The sequence below is a fragment of the Halobacteriovorax sp. ZH5_bin.2 genome (genome assembly GCF_043196375.1).
GTDB lineage: Bacteria > Bdellovibrionota > Bacteriovoracia > Bacteriovoracales > Bacteriovoracaceae > Halobacteriovorax_A.
The window spans coordinates 28814-43719 of the sequence record NZ_JBEBMJ010000004.1 but is presented as its reverse complement, the minus strand read 5'-3'; the positions used below and the strand labels follow the sequence as shown (position 1 = coordinate 43719).

13 protein-coding genes are annotated in these 14906 nt (G+C 36.5%); 10 read left to right on the top strand and 3 right to left on the bottom strand.

What is annotated here, in order from left to right:
- The first annotated feature begins 88 nt into the window (after positions 1-88).
- From ABMA76_RS11035 to ABMA76_RS11005, 7 genes are all read left to right on the top strand, one after another.
- The gene (locus ABMA76_RS11035) at positions 89-1720 is read left to right on the top strand and encodes a DUF6531 domain-containing protein (protein ID WP_392911123.1); all 1632 of its coding nucleotides are present in this window, start codon (positions 89-91) and stop codon (positions 1718-1720) included.
- Positions 1721-1732: 12 nt separating this feature from the next.
- The gene (locus tag ABMA76_RS11030; RefSeq protein WP_392911124.1) at positions 1733-1927 is read left to right on the top strand and encodes a hypothetical protein; all 195 of its coding nucleotides are present in this window, start codon (positions 1733-1735) and stop codon (positions 1925-1927) included.
- 186 nt (positions 1928-2113) lie between these two features.
- Positions 2114-2299 (top strand): hypothetical protein, encoded by a 186-nt coding sequence (locus ABMA76_RS11025; protein ID WP_392911126.1) that lies wholly within the window; start codon positions 2114-2116, stop codon positions 2297-2299.
- Between the two features lie 98 nt (positions 2300-2397).
- The gene (locus ABMA76_RS11020; protein WP_392911129.1) at positions 2398-3762 is read left to right on the top strand and encodes an aldehyde dehydrogenase family protein; all 1365 of its coding nucleotides are present in this window, start codon (positions 2398-2400) and stop codon (positions 3760-3762) included.
- A gap of 67 nt (positions 3763-3829) precedes the next feature.
- Positions 3830-4447 (top strand): hypothetical protein, encoded by a 618-nt coding sequence (locus ABMA76_RS11015; RefSeq protein ID WP_392911132.1) that lies wholly within the window; start codon positions 3830-3832, stop codon positions 4445-4447.
- Positions 4448-4473: 26 nt separating this feature from the next.
- The gene (locus ABMA76_RS11010) at positions 4474-5538 is read left to right on the top strand and encodes a PQQ-dependent sugar dehydrogenase (RefSeq protein ID WP_392911134.1); all 1065 of its coding nucleotides are present in this window, start codon (positions 4474-4476) and stop codon (positions 5536-5538) included.
- Between the two features lie 136 nt (positions 5539-5674).
- On the top strand, positions 5675-5887 hold the full coding sequence (locus ABMA76_RS11005; protein ID WP_021267597.1) for a hypothetical protein: 213 nt from the start codon (positions 5675-5677) through the stop codon (positions 5885-5887).
- A gap of 1 nt (position 5888) precedes the next feature.
- Here the strand turns inward: ABMA76_RS11005 and ABMA76_RS11000 are convergent, their stop codons facing one another.
- From ABMA76_RS11000 to lon, 3 genes are all read right to left on the bottom strand, one after another.
- Positions 5889-6074: a hypothetical protein gene (locus tag ABMA76_RS11000; protein WP_393061600.1), complete on the bottom strand. Its 186-nt coding sequence runs from the start codon at positions 6072-6074 to the stop codon at positions 5889-5891.
- Positions 6075-6249: 175 nt separating this feature from the next.
- Positions 6250-6645, bottom strand: coding sequence for a response regulator (locus ABMA76_RS10995; protein WP_392911136.1), 396 nt, complete (start codon positions 6643-6645; stop codon positions 6250-6252).
- 62 nt (positions 6646-6707) lie between these two features.
- Positions 6708-9131 (bottom strand): endopeptidase La, encoded by a 2424-nt coding sequence (gene lon / locus ABMA76_RS10990; protein WP_393061598.1) that lies wholly within the window; start codon positions 9129-9131, stop codon positions 6708-6710.
- 207 nt (positions 9132-9338) lie between these two features.
- On the opposite strand from lon, the gene glmU reads away from it, so the two are divergent.
- The 3 genes from glmU (at position 9339) to ABMA76_RS10975 (ending at position 14890) form a co-directional block, all read left to right on the top strand.
- On the top strand, positions 9339-10727 hold the full coding sequence (gene glmU, locus ABMA76_RS10985; RefSeq protein ID WP_392911140.1) for a bifunctional UDP-N-acetylglucosamine diphosphorylase/glucosamine-1-phosphate N-acetyltransferase GlmU: 1389 nt from the start codon (positions 9339-9341) through the stop codon (positions 10725-10727).
- A gap of 79 nt (positions 10728-10806) precedes the next feature.
- Positions 10807-12636, top strand: coding sequence for a glutamine--fructose-6-phosphate transaminase (isomerizing) (gene glmS / locus ABMA76_RS10980; protein WP_392911142.1), 1830 nt, complete (start codon positions 10807-10809; stop codon positions 12634-12636).
- A gap of 22 nt (positions 12637-12658) precedes the next feature.
- Positions 12659-14890 carry an ATP-dependent helicase gene (locus ABMA76_RS10975; RefSeq protein WP_393061596.1) on the top strand — a complete coding sequence of 744 codons (2232 nt, stop codon included), beginning with the start codon at positions 12659-12661 and terminating at the stop codon, positions 14888-14890.
- Positions 14891-14906 lie beyond the last annotated feature (16 nt).

The following is a 14906-nucleotide window of genomic DNA, read 5'->3' as shown; positions in this document are numbered from 1 at the left end:
AGTTAATATATGTTTAAGTTTTGGTTAAAGGCCTCCGATATGACTATGGAGAGAATGAAGATTCTTTAACTAAATAAGGATACAAGTCATGAGGATCAGTTTAAAGCTATTAGTACTATGTTTGTTTTCACTGGCATCGATCGCTGGTGTAAATCTGAAAAATGGAAATTTCTACATTACGTACACGGATATTATCGTACCTGGTGGTGGAAATGACCTAGTTGTTGAAAGAACGTACAACTCGAAATCACCTGGGAAAGGATGGTTTGGTTATGGTTGGGGTTCTGATTATGAAACTTTCTTAGTTGTTTCTGCAGATGGTTCAGTAACAGTTCACGAGAATGGTTCAGGTGCTAAAACTCGTTTTACACCAAGACAGGCCGTTGATGCTAAAGCCGCTGCTGAGAAAATCGTGGATGTAATGAGAAAGAAAACATCTCTTTCAACGACGGTTGCTAAAACTTTAGTTACAAAGCTAACTAATGATGCTGAACTTAGACAAGCGTATGCTAAGAAGTTCAATGTATCTTCAAACCTAGCAGTTGGAACTGAACTTTATTCAAATGTTCGTGGGCTTCAAAAGGTTATCAAAACTGCAAAAGGTTATATTAGAAAGTATAACGACGGAAAGGAAAACCATTTCAATAAAGATGGTAAGCTTGTTCAAGTAAAAGATAAGAACGGATATGTTGTTAATCTTGATTATACGAAAGAGGGTTCTCTTAAGTCGATCAAAGATTCAATGGCAAAGCAAATCTTCTTCAAATGGTATCCAAATGGTCTTGTGAAATCTGTTGAATCCGGAGCAGGTAAGAAGACAACTTATACTTATGACACAAATTATAACTTAGTAGATGCTAAGGATATTTCAGGAAATAACTTTAAGTACGATTACGATGCAAATCACAATATGACTCTTATTACTTATAAAGATGGATCATCTCAAAAGATTTCTTATGAGAAGAAAACTCAATTTGTAAAAGAGCTTACGAAAAGAAGTGGAGAGGTGATTAAGTACTCTTATGAGAGTAACCCTAAGAACCCTGACTTCCACTACTGGACACTTGTTGCAAAGAAATCTCCTACTAAAAAAGAAGTTGTAAATCGTTACGAGTATGAGATCAAGAAGAAACCAGACGGATCTCACTATACTTATAGAATCCTTACTGTAATCAATGGGCTTAAAACTGAAACGATTTATACTGAGTGTTGTTCTCTTCCAAAACAAATTAAAAGAGGAAACCACGTAACTAATTTTGAATATAATAAAGATGGACTTCTTGTTAAGAAAGCTTCTTCAAGAGGTGACTTTGTAGAGCTTGAGTACCACAAGCAGTATAAGAAGATTACAAAAGTTGTAAACCCACGTGGATGGACAGAATTTGACTACGATAAAAAAGGTAACCTGAAGAAAGCAAATAACTCTAAAGGTATGTCTGTAGTTCTACTGTACGATTCGAAAGGTCGTATTTCAAAAATGATGGATTACAACAAGAAGACAAAACAAAAAAGAGCTCTTGAGTTTCAATACAATGCTCAAGGTAAGCCAGTTGAGATTACTATGAATAAAGTAGGTAAGATCAACGTTAAATATGATAACTACGGTGAGATTCTTAAAGTAGAATCAAAAGCAGGACATAAGATGGCCTTACAAGTTACTCAGGCCTTCCAATCACTCTTAGCAATTGTTAAGCCTGCTGGTGTAAACCTAAATATGTAATTGGAGGGATATATGAAGAAACTACTAACACTATTATTAGTTCTTGGATCATTTAGTATTTTTGCAGATGGTGCAGTAACAGGTGAAAAAGATGGTGATTGTCCTAAGGTTAACTTAGACAATAGAAACACGACACCAGCTACGCCAGTACCAACTTCTACTGAGCCACAGACAAATCCTGGTGGGACAACATCTGATCAACAATAAAATGTTTATAAATTAAAACTTTTATTATGGGCCCGTTTTAGAACGGGCCTTTTTTTGTCTAATTTCTAATCACTGTTCAAATTATTTCACTTTTTATCTTTCTAAGTATTTGAAAATACATTCTAGAAACTGGCATTGCTCTTGCTTTATAAATAGCAAAGAAACAAAACCATAATGGGGGAAATTATGAAAAAGTTAGCATTAGTATTTTTATTTCTAGTAAGTGTATCAAATGTATTTGCATTAAATGAGTCTGGAACGAATTGTGATGATATGTATGCAAGCTCTGATAATGTAGCAAGCGTTGAAGCAGAAGCTCCTGCCGCTACTTCAACTAGTTCAAGCTCATCAACTCAATCAATTGGACAATAAAATTTAACTCAAACTTAACTATTATTCCTTTTAAAAAGCCTGGCCATGAGTCAGGCTTTTTTTTGCCTGATAAACTTAAAAACAGCTATAATACCTCTATGGATAATAATATAACGACCGCCTATTGCGCTCAAAAAGGGCGTGAGAATTTAAAGTATAATGATCGTATAAGTGCTCTTGAGGCCTTAGAGGACGAAATAAAGGGCCGTGAGAGCGAAATTCTTGCTGCCTTAAAGGCAGACTTAAATAAGAGTGCTTTTGAGTCTTATCTTTCTGAAATAGATTTCTGTTTGCATGAAATTAAACTCATGAAAAAGAAGTTGAAGAAGTGGATGAAGCCAAAGAGAGTTTTTTCACCGCTCCCATTTATGCCAGCACGAAGTGAAATTCACTACGAACCATATGGACAAGTTTTAGTCATTGCTCCTTGGAATTATCCTTTTCAGTTGGCGATAGTTCCTCTTATCGGTGCAATCGCAGCCGGAAATAAGGTTATCGTGAAGCCTTCAGAGATGGCCCCTGCAACTTCTAAGATTATTGATGAAATCATTACTAGTGCACTTGATAGTGAAATTGCAGCTGTTATTGAAGGTGGTGTGGAGGAGACTACTGAGCTTTTAAATTTAAAATTTGATTATATTTTCTATACTGGAAATGGCCATGTCGGTCGAATCATAATGGCAGCGGCTGCTAAAAACTTAACTCCTCTCACTCTTGAGTTAGGTGGAAAGTCTCCGGCCATTGTAACAACTAAGAACCTTGACTTAGCGGCCAAAAGAATTGTTTGGGGAAAGTTTTTCAACGCAGGCCAAACATGTGTTGCACCTGATTATATTCTAATTAAAAAGTCTGATGAAGATCGATTTATAGCTGCTTCAAAAAAGTACCTCACACAATTTTACAGCGACGAAATTAAAAAAAGCAACGACTATGGACGCATCATTAATGAGCGACATTTTGATAGGCTTACGGCCCTAATCGATAAAGACTCTGTTCTCATTGGGGGAGATGTGGATAAGGAGCAATTATATATTTCTCCTACATATGTGAGAGCAGATAAAGATAGCGCTATTATGAAAGACGAGATCTTTGGGCCAATACTACCTATCGTTTACTCTGAAAGTTTAGATGAGTCGATTGCATTTATTAAAAGCTATGATAAACCACTTGCATGTTATGCTTTCGTTGACTCTAATGGAGATAAGAAAAAGGTCATCGAATCAATTAGCAGTGGTGGAATGGTTATTAATGATACGATCGTGCACTTGTCGAATGAAAAATTACCATTTGGTGGTGTCGGAGAATCAGGGATGGGTGCCTATCACGGTGAGTTTTCGTTTAAGCTATTCTCTCATGAGAAGGCAGTTATGAAGCGAAGCTTTTGTTTGGAAAATGATTTACGCTATCCACCTTATGAGAAAAAGGTATCATTAGTACGAAAAATTATGAATTTACTGTCATAATTCTTTACGGCCACTGAAAGCTTTTCAAAAATTAATTTCAAATATTTATAATTAGTATAATAGGGCCATGAAAATGGCCCTTTTTTATATTCTTTTTAGTAGCACTTTCCTAGCCGCTAACTCAAGTTTAGCAAATACTGTATTAGACCGTACTGATATCCCAGAGGTTTTCCAAAGAGAATATATCTATACATCTGCGGCCAAACACGCATTTGTCCAAACCTATGGTGTTGCAACCTGTGTTGCATTAATTATGCGAAATTCGGAAGGTCATTCGATTTTGGCCCATTTAGATAGTGCTACAAAGGTTGAGCAAGCAATTTCTAACTTTATTAAAGATTTAGGAAATATCACTTCAGTTCGTTTATATGGAGGTCAACCACCATATCGTTTGGAAGATCGTATTGTTTCTGAACTTGTAAATTTCAAATTATATCCAGAGGTTATTGTAAGAAATGAACGTAATGAATCGCTTAACTTAATGTTAAATCTTAAGTCTGGTGATGTTGTTGATTATGATGAAATCAATGCTTCAACAGATTATAGAATCGCCAGTGAAAAAGTTAAGAGATTAAAGTTTTCATCTCGCATAAGTCGTCATGAGCAATCAATTGGTGGAGGAGATGTTGTAGAAGTTGATTCGCCAAGTAATGGTTTTGACTTTTATATGTTTTTACTTCCGTAATACTCTTATCATGCTAGACTTTCTTTATGAAAAGTCTCAAATCAGTAATTCTAATTATCAGTTCTCTTATTTCTATTTCTTCGTTTGCGAAAGTTAGTGCAAAAGAAGTTTTTAAAACTAATGAAATTATTTGGGGAATTAGTTTTATCAATGAAAATGAAATCCTTTTTACCGAAAGAAGTGGAAAAATTAAATATCATAATTTCTCTACTAAACAGACAAAAGAGCTTGCGGCCCCAAAAGTAAAAGCTCGTGGCCAAGGTGGTATGCTCGATATTGTTTTCAAGAAGATTGGAGGCAAAGACTATGCTTACTTCACTTATTCTTCAGAAGTAAAGGGTGTTGTCGTAACGACATTGGCAAGAGCAGAATATACTAAGATGAAGTTGAATAAGGCCGAAATACTTTTAGAAACAAAAGTTGTAAGTGATACCAGTCGCCACTTTGGTTCACGCTTGTTGTTTAAAGATAATTATCTCTTTATGACTATTGGTGACCGCGGAGAAAGAAAGTATGCTCAGGATCTTTCATATCATAATGGTAAAATCCTACGATTAAATCTTGATGGTACGCCGGCCAAAGGAAACCCTTTTGAAAATAGAAAGGGTGCTCTCAAAGAAATTTGGAGCTATGGACATCGTAATCCACAAGGAATTGCGTTGAATAAGAACGGGGAAGTTTTTAGTTGTGAATTTGGTCCTCGCGGCGGAGATGAACTTAATTTAATAAAGCCAGGTTTAAATTACGGTTGGCCTATTATCACTTATGGTAAGGAATATTGGGGCCCAAGTATTGGGGAAGAGAAAAAGAAAGGAATGGAGCAGCCTCTTGTTCATTGGACACCAAGTATCTCTCCTTCTGGTATGGTTGTTTATGAAGGAAGTAAGTATAAAGATTGGCAAGGGGATATATTCTTAGCTGCACTTGGAAGCGAGCATCTCAGAAGGCTTAAAATGGACGGAAATAAGGTTATTTCTCAAGAGAGCTATTTAGTAGAGCTTGAAGAGAGAATGCGCCAGATTGTGGTTTCACCGGCCGGAGAGCTCTATTTAACAACAGATTCGGGAAAAATACTTAAGGTTGAAAGATAGGTGTTAAAAGTCTAGACAGCGTTGTTAAAGTGTATACTTCTTAAACAATGGGGATATGGTAAGTTATCGAAAGTACTATCTGCTTTGTTGGCATACTTCATGCATTGAATATAGTGACTACAAAAGGAGAAGTATTATGAAAAAGTTATTTTTATTATCTGTACTAGCACTACTATCATCTCAGGTATTTGCCGGAGTAAAAGAAGCGACAACAAATACGTCTGATGATTCTATTTGTGAAACTAGGGGATTAAACCTAAAACAAAAAATGCAAGAAATTGATAATTTAATTGCGAGTTCTGGTGGGACTATTGAAAAAGAGACAGAGTCAAAGTCTATTAATCAATAATTTATTCACTTTCTCGTAATACTTTTAAAAGGGCCTCACGTTCTTCAACTGTATACTCACCATGTTGATAATCATCCAGAGCGTCGAGGCCTTGAACTTTCTTACCAATTGGCTTCGTAATACCTGACGATTCTCTTTTAACGTAATCCACTTTCTTAGCAGTATTATTGAAAAGTTTTACTGTCATTTCTTTGCCTTCACTAAGGCTTGTATTCAAATAAAAGGCGATTGTTGAATATACTTTTTGTGTATATGGTTTTAGTGGTTTATTAATACTATCAAATACTGTTGAATTCTTAGCTACGGGAAAAGCCAAGATTAAAAAACTAACTGTAAAATAAATTAAAAACCTAAACATTCAATTAACTCGCTTTTTCTGACGCAATATCATGAGTCAGCTTATCTACAGATCTAAGCAGATCTTCTCTTTTAAATGGTTTTACTAAAAAGTCTTGTGCACCTGAAGAAATTGCTTCAATGCATACAGATTCAATATCAAGTGAAGACATCATTAGAATTTTTGCGTTTGGGAAGTTAGTGGCAACAGATTCAGCAAGTTCTAGTCCACTGATTCCTGGCATAATAACGTCTATGATAAATAGTGTTGGAGGATTATCAAAAGCAAGCTTTAGAGCATCCTGTGCACTACCGACACAACCGACAACCACATAGTCTTCCTGCTCTAAAATATCCTTAACAGAAGTTCTAGAGATTTCAGAGTCGTCAACAATCATTACTTTCATTTCTTCTTTTCCCATATACATTCCATTTTAATTTAATGTTGGATAAAAAAAAAGAGGGCCTTGTTGGCCCTCTCTATTTAAGCGGCAACGCCAGCTTTAACTTTTTCTTGATGCTTTTCGTCCACTTTTTTCATTTGAACTTCTTTCTTGTAAGCGACCCAGTCTACTAGTGCGATATCAAGAACTTCATCAATTGTTTTAACAGGAACAAAATTGATTTTCTCTCTTAGGTTCTCAGGAATATCAACAAGATCTTTCTTATTGCCCCAAGGAATAACAACTGTAGAGATACCCATTCTAAGAGCTGCTAGAGCTTTTTCTTTAAGTCCTCCAATTGGAAGAACTTTACCTGTTAAAGTGATCTCACCAGTCATTGCAACATCACGGCTAACTGGAACACCTGTACAATTTGATACTAGGGCCGTTGCTAATGTGATACCTGCAGAAGGTCCATCTTTTGGAGTGGCACCAGCTGGTAAGTGTACGTGGAACTCATGATTTTCAAAAATATCTTCATCGATTCCCATGTAAAGTGCACGAGATCTGATGTAGTTAATTGCCGTTTTTGCAGACTCCTTCATTACGTCACCAAGTTGACCTGTAAGAGTTAGCCCTTGTCCTTTCATCTTTGTTGTTTCGATGTAAAGAACTTCACCACCGTGAGATGTCCAAGCTAGACCAGTTGATACTCCAACTTCATCTTCATCTTTGTGATCTTCTTTTACGAAGATTGGTGGACCTAAGTATTTAACAACAGTATCTTTTACGATATGTGTTTTCCCCATATCACCCTTAGCGATTTTCATTGCTACTTTACGACATAGAGTACCGATTCTTCTCTCTAGATTACGAAGACCTGCTTCTGAAGTGTAGTGCTCAATAACACTCTCAACACCTTCATCAGTAAATACTACGTGCTCGTTATTGATACCATTTTCATCCATTTGTTTAGGGATGATATATCTTTTTGAGATTTCAACTTTTTCTTCTCTTGTGTAACCAGATAGGTTGATTACTTCCATACGATCTCTTAGTGGACCTGGAATATTTTCAAGCATATTTGAAGTTGCAATAAACATACAGTTTGAAAGATCAAAAGGTACGTTTAGGTAGTGATCTCTAAATTCTACGTTTTGCTCTGGATCTAAAACCTCTAGTAGAGCTGCTGACGGATCACCTTTGTAGTCACCAGATAGCTTGTCAATTTCGTCAAGTAGAACAACTGGGTTATTTGTTTTTGCTTGCTTCATCGCCTGAATAAAACGACCTGGCATTGCTCCAACATATGTTCTTCTATGACCTCTAATCTCTGCTTCATCTTTTACACCACCAAGAGAAATTCTTACAAACTCTCTTCCCGTAGCACGAGCAATTGACTTCCCGATTGAAGTTTTACCTACACCAGGAGGACCTTGGAAACATAGGATTGGCCCTTTCATATCATCACCCTTAAGTTGTCTAACTGCTAGGTGCTCAAGAATTCTTTCTTTGATTTGAGTAAGTTCAAAGTGATCTTCATCAAGGATCTCAAGAGCGGAATCTAGATCAATATGCTCTTCAGACTTTTTACTCCATGGAAGGTCACACATCCACTCAATATAATTTCTCATGATGCTTGCTTCAGATGAATCTGGGTGCATCTTTTCGAGACGTGCAAGTTGCTTTGTTGTTTCTTTAAGAACTTCTTCTGGCATTCCTGCTTCTTCAACTCTTTTTCTGAATTCTGCGAATTCATCTTGTTCTGAGTTTCCGTCACCAAGTTCTGATTTAATCGCTTTGATTTGTTCTTTTAGGAAAACATCTCTTTGATTAGCATTTTCAGATGAAGCATTTGTTTTCATCTTTTGTTGCATCATTAGGATTTCTAATTCGCGATTTAGAATATCATTGATTGCATGTAGACGATCTACTGGATCTAGTGTTTCAAGAATTGTTTGTGCTTCTGAAACATGTAGATTTAAATTTGATGCAATTAAATCTGCAAGTCTTGAGGCATCCGTAATATCTTCAAGAACCATTAGAATATCTGGAGAAAGAACTTTTCCAAGTTGAATAACTTTTTCAAGTTGTTCCTTGATCGTTCTCATAAGAGCTGTTGTTGCAATATTTGAACTATCAGTCGTTGTATCTTCAACCTTTTCTACTTTTGTAATATAGAAAGGTGATTGTTGTTCAAATGAAGTAATTCTAGCTTTTGATAAACCTTGTACTAGAATTTTAATTCTTCCATCTGGAAGCTTTCTCATTCTCATGATCATGGCAACAGTACCAAGTTCATAAATCTCTTCTGGTGCAGGATGTTCTGCAACAATATCTTTCTGACTCGAAAGTAGAATCAGACGATCTGAATGATTAATAGCGTGGTCAATAGCTTTAATTGATGCTTCTCTACCAACAAATAGAGGTAAAATCATAAATGGATAAATAACTAAGTCTCGGATTGGTAAGAGGGCCAATTCTTCCTTAAACTCAATGTTCTCACCCTCGTAATTTGTAACCATAAATCTTTCCTCCAACAGGTCGGCGCAATATAGGCAATTTGTTCTTAATTAACATCGGGCAATAAAAAAAACTCTTTAATAAAAAGAGCGAAAATGCGTGATTTTTTTGAGTTTTTTAACTGATTTTTTTGCTATGATTTAGTTAATGTGTTGTAATTTCATAAAGTGAAAGGAGACCGATATAGTCGGTTATTAGGAGTTTTTAATATGTCAGAACATACGACAAAGAAAGTTGCGGTAGTTGTACTTGCTGCTGGTAAGGGAACAAGGTTAAAAATGGATATCCCAAAACCACTAGCACCATTACACCAAAATACTTTAGTCGATTATGTCATCGAAACATTTAAAGATTTTGGAGACATCACTCTAGTAACTGGTCATCAACGTGAACTTGTTGAAGAACACGTTAATGAAAGACATGAGAAGATCAACTATGTTTATCAAAAAGAGCAGTTAGGTACAGGACATGCTGTACAAACATATTTAAAAGATTTTGAGCACTCTCGTGGCTATGACTACACAATCGTTACTTGTGCGGACACGCCTTTGATTACAAAAGAAACTATCAGTGCTCTTATTGAAGAGATTGAAAAAGGTCCAAATGCCGTGTGTGCAACTTTCACTGCTGATAGCCCTACTGGCTATGGCCGTATTATTCGCAAGGGAACAGGCTTTCAAATTGTTGAAGAAAAGGATGCAACAGAAGAACAAAGGCTTGTAACGGAAGTAAACTCTGGCCTTTATATTTTTAAAACTCTTTATTTAATGGATCATGTTTTTAATCTTTCAGATAATAATAAATCTGGAGAATTCTACTTAACAGATACTTTTAGCCCTGAAGCAAATGTGGCCCCTCTACTTTTTGAAGATGCGCGTGAGTTTCTCGGTGTAAATAACCTTATTCAGCTTTCACAGGCAGATATCTATTTAAGACGCTCTATTGCTCGTTTCCTAATGCTTGAAGCAGGAGTACGTTTTACTGATCCGTCTCACACTTACTGTTATTCTAAAAATATTGGTCAAGGAACACACCTTTTCCAAAATGCTTTTATCGATGACAAAACTGTAATTGGAAAGAATGTAGTCATCGAGCAAGGCGTAACCATTAAGAATTCAATCATTGAAGATGGTGCGATCATTAAGGCAAATTCTTATATAACAGACTCAAAAGTATCGAAAGGTGCCTCAATTGGGCCAATGGCGCAGCTTCGACCAGGAAGTGATATTGGTGAAGGTGCAAAGATTGGAAACTTCGTTGAGATTAAAAAGTCTAAGATCGGTAAGAAATCTGCTGTCTCACATTTAAGTTATGCAGGGGATGCTGAAATTGGTGACAACGTAAATATCGGTTGTGGATTCATTACTTGTAATTATGATGGGGCCAATAAGCATAAAACAATTATTGGTGATGGGTCATTTATCGGATCAGATTCACAAATGATTGCTCCTATTGAGATTGGTAAAGAATGCTATGTTGCATCAGGTTCAACTATTAGCAAAAGTATGCCAGATGGTTCATTTGCAATTGCTAGAGGGCGTCAAGAGACGAAAGAAGGCATGGCAAAGCGTTTCATTAGGAAAAAAAACGACAAATAGGCCCGCAAAAATTTTATTTTCGCCCGCAAAATGGTATCTTTCTTAAATTAGTATTTTTTAAACATATAAGGAAGTGACTATGTGCGGAATTGTTGGGCATTTAGGGCCATCAAATTCAGTTGACGTTGTTCTAGAAGGACTTAGAAGATTAGAGTATCGTGGCTACGATTCAGCTGGAGTTAGCTTCATCAGTAAAAATGATGAACTTCTCGTTTATAAAAAAGAAGGTAAAATCGCTAACCTTGAAGCCGAGCTTGAAGGTAAAGATATTCATGCAAGATCTTGCATTGGGCACACTCGTTGGGCCACTCACGGTGGTGTAACAGATTATAATGCTCACCCACACGTATCGACAAAAGATGGGATTGCAATGGTTCACAATGGAATCATTGAAAATGCTACTGAAATTAGAAATGAACTAAAAGAGCATGGAATTTACTTTGAATCTGAAACAGATTCTGAGACTTTTCTTGGTCTTCTTATTTTTCACAAGCGTCAAGGAACTCCAATTAAAGAAGCGGTCATCAAGTCTTTTGAAAGAATTGAAGGCTTTTCTGCATTTGTTGTTCTAAATCGTGAAACAGATGAAATCTTTGCAGTTAAAAAAGGTGCTCCACTAGTATGTGGAAGTAATGAAGTAAACTCTGAAGTATTTGTTTCAAGTGATCCATATGCTCTTGCAGGTATGGCAAATCGTATTTACTTCCCTGAAGATAATGTTCTTTGCCATTTAAGTGTGAAAAATAATCAACTACTGAACTTCTATGAATTAGATGGAACAAAGACTCACAGATATATGTCAAAAGAGCAGACGATTGATCACGACCCTGCTTCTAAAGGTGAGTTCGAACACTATATGCTTAAAGAGATTCACGAGCAGCCAGAGTTAATTCGTTCTCTCACTCAATATTACTTTCAAGGAGAAGGGAAAGAGAGCTTAGAAGCGGCAACAAAACTACCAATGGATGCAGTTAGTATTACTGCATGTGGAACTGCTTATTACGCAGGACTTGTGATTAAGGATTATTTTGAATTAAATAACCGTATTAGATGCTTTGCAGAAGTTGCGAGTGAGTTCCGTTATAGAAATCCAATTCTAAATCAGAATGAATTAGCTATGTTTATTTCTCAGTCTGGTGAAACAGCAGATACTCTTGCGGCCCAAACAATGTGTAAAGAAAGGGGAATGAAATCCCTTTCGATTGTAAATACTGAAGGCTCTACGCTGTATCGTGATTGTGATGTCAACCTTATGATTCGTGCAGGTATTGAAATTGGTGTTGCTTCAACAAAGGCTTTCACTCAGCAAGTTCTAACAGGTAAAACTCTTTCTGAAGTAATTGCAAATGGAAGCATGAATGATGAACTAAGAAATTCATTATCAGCACGTTATAGCTTACTTGCTCAAAGAGTAGAGCAGTTACTTGATAATACGAAATCTATTAAAGATGTTGCCGATGCAATCTATAAGTTCAAAGGCTTCTTTTATACTGGACGTGGTTCTTACTTCCCAATCGCTCTTGAGGGTGCATTAAAGCTTAAGGAAATCGCTTACGTACACGCTGAAGGTTATGCTTCAGGTGAACTAAAACACGGTCCAATCGCTCTTATTGATGAAGAGAAAGTAAATATCGCCTTAGTTGGTGAAGAACTATATGAGAAGACAGTTTCAAACATTCAAGAAATTAAAGCTCGTAAGGGATTAATTGTTTCGATCGGTCCAAAGGGTAAGGAAGATTTAAGAGAAATCTCTGATCACTATATCGAACTTAATTTTGAAGGTCTTGGAGATTTAGCACCTTTATATGTAAACGTAGTTAACCAACTGCTTGCATATTATATTGCTAAGAATTTAGGAACAGATATTGATAAGCCAAGAAACCTGGCAAAGTCAGTAACTGTAGAATAAAAAGAGTAAATTAGGAATTTAAATGAAGTTAGATCATCTCAACATTCAACAACGTCAAGCCGTTAAAGAGATTGATGGACCAATGATGATCCTTGCTGGTGCAGGATCAGGAAAGACAAGAACGCTTGTTACAAAGATTGCTTATCTTTTAGAAGAAAAGAATATTTCTCCTTTTCAATTATTGGCCTTGACGTTCTCGAATAAGGCCGCAAAAGAAATGCGTGATCGTGTCGGACGTGATGTTAGTTGTGATGTGGGTGCACTTCAAGTGACAACATTTCACTCTTTTTGCGCAAAAATGCTAAGGTCTGAGGCAAACTACTTAGGCCTTAGTCGAAATTTTACGATTTATGATACGTCTGAACAAAAGAGTGTTGTAAAAGCGATCTTAAACCGCCGTGGAATTTCGCAAAAAGAAACGTCACCGTCTGAAGTACTATACTTTATTGAAGACCTTAAGAATCACGGTCATTATCCGGATCGTGATATTTCAGATAAAGATTATGAAGTAGAAAGTGATGATATTTTCTACGATATGTATCTTGAGTATGAAAAAGAACTTCACAAGGCTAACGCCACAGACTTTGGTGGACTTATCTGTGGTGTTATTCAGCTCTTCGAAAAATTTTCTGAAGTGCTTGAAAGGTACCAAGATCGTTTCCGCTATATTCTTGTGGATGAGTATCAGGATACGAACCGTGCTCAATTTGATCTAGTCACAAAGCTTGCCATGAAAAGAAGAAATATCTGTGTTGTTGGGGATGAGGATCAGTCGATCTACTCTTGGCGTGGTGCGGATATTAGAAATATTCTAGACTTCGAAGAAGTTTATAGCGATGCTCAAATTTTAAAATTAGAGCAGAACTATCGATCTTCTAAAAATATCATTGAAGCCGCTGGTGCGGTTATCTGTCGCAATACTCAACGTAAGGGAAAGAGTATGTGGACTGATAATCCAGAAGGTGAGTCAATTGAAATAGTCGAATGCTCTAGTGATCGTGAAGAAGCAGACTTTGTTGCAGAACAATTAATCCATCATCATAATGAAGATAAAATTAATTACGATGAAATGGCCGTTTTCTACCGAACAAATTCTCAATCAAGACAAATTGAAGATGCTCTAAGAAAGTCTAATATCCCATATCGAGTTGTGGGTGGGATTAAATTCTATGAGAGAAAAGAAGTTAAGGATTTAATTGCTTATATTAGACTTCTTGTTAATGACAAAGACTCATTGGCCTTAAGTCGTATCATAAATGTACCAACGCGTGGGATTGGAGCAACAACACTAAGAAAAATCGAAGAAGAGGCAATCAAGTCTGATAGTTCTCTTTGGGAAGTTGTTAATAGAATTGTGGATAACCCTGAAGATTTTAAACACATTAGACTTTCGTCTCGTGTTAAGTCTTCTCTTTCACAATTTGTTCACCTAATCACTGAGGCAAAAGTTGCTCATGATGAAGGTGAAGGTTTAGAGACTGTTTATGAAAAACTTCTCTACGAATCAGGTTACTGGGAAATGCTTCGAGCTGCTAAAGACTATGAGTCGCAAGCTCGTATGGAAAACTTAGAAGAGCTTGGTAGTGCCTTTACTCAATTTGAGGATCAAAACCCTAATGGCCGTTTTGGAGCCTTCTTAGAAACAATCACCCTTGATAATTCAGTGATTGGACAAGAGGAAGAGAATCAGGGTGAAGTATCCCTAATGACAATACATGGGGCCAAAGGTCTTGAGTTTGAATATGTCTTCGTTACAGGTGTTGAGGAGACAGTTTTTCCAAGTTATCAGTCAATCGAAAATGGTGAGGTTGCAATTGAAGAAGAGCGTCGTCTTTTCTATGTAGCAATGACTAGAGCAATGAAAAGACTTTATATTACCTTTGCTCAAGGACGTATGTTATTTGGACAATTACGCTTCAATGGCTTTAGTCGTTTTATTCAAGAAATACCGAATAAATTTTATATTTGGAAAAAACTAGGCGGTGGTCGCCAGCAATCAATGGACAATGATTGGGACGACCTATGTGATCCCGTTTATGATGATGAGCCAGTTTATCGAGTTGAAAAATCGCCAAGTATAAGTGCAAAGAAAGTAACTTATCCTAAGGGGTCAAAAATTGTTCACTCACTCTATGGTGAAGGAACTGTTTTAGAGTGTATTGGCCCGACAGGAGATGAAAAGGTAACGATTAAATTTAATGACGGTGCACAGAAGAAATTTATGGCAAAATTTGCACCACTGACTTTAATCTAGAATACCATTGGAGGGT

Coding starts and splice junctions, on each gene's coding strand:
- ABMA76_RS11035 (WP_392911123.1), top strand. CDS start 89: ATGAGGATCAGTTTAAAGCTATTAGTACTATGTTTGTTTTCACTGGCA.
- ABMA76_RS10975 (WP_393061596.1), top strand. CDS start 12,659: ATGAAGTTAGATCATCTCAACATTCAACAACGTCAAGCCGTTAAAGAG.
- ABMA76_RS11010 (WP_392911134.1), top strand. CDS start 4,474: ATGAAAAGTCTCAAATCAGTAATTCTAATTATCAGTTCTCTTATTTCT.
- glmU (WP_392911140.1), top strand. CDS start 9,339: ATGTCAGAACATACGACAAAGAAAGTTGCGGTAGTTGTACTTGCTGCT.
- ABMA76_RS11005 (WP_021267597.1), top strand. CDS start 5,675: ATGAAAAAGTTATTTTTATTATCTGTACTAGCACTACTATCATCTCAG.
- ABMA76_RS11000 (WP_393061600.1), bottom strand. CDS start 6,074: ATGACAGTAAAACTTTTCAATAATACTGCTAAGAAAGTGGATTACGTT.
- ABMA76_RS11030 (WP_392911124.1), top strand. CDS start 1,733: ATGAAGAAACTACTAACACTATTATTAGTTCTTGGATCATTTAGTATT.
- lon (WP_393061598.1), bottom strand. CDS start 9,131: ATGGTTACAAATTACGAGGGTGAGAACATTGAGTTTAAGGAAGAATTG.
- ABMA76_RS10995 (WP_392911136.1), bottom strand. CDS start 6,645: ATGGGAAAAGAAGAAATGAAAGTAATGATTGTTGACGACTCTGAAATC.
- ABMA76_RS11025 (WP_392911126.1), top strand. CDS start 2,114: ATGAAAAAGTTAGCATTAGTATTTTTATTTCTAGTAAGTGTATCAAAT.
- ABMA76_RS11015 (WP_392911132.1), top strand. CDS start 3,830: ATGAAAATGGCCCTTTTTTATATTCTTTTTAGTAGCACTTTCCTAGCC.
- glmS (WP_392911142.1), top strand. CDS start 10,807: ATGTGCGGAATTGTTGGGCATTTAGGGCCATCAAATTCAGTTGACGTT.
- ABMA76_RS11020 (WP_392911129.1), top strand. CDS start 2,398: ATGGATAATAATATAACGACCGCCTATTGCGCTCAAAAAGGGCGTGAG.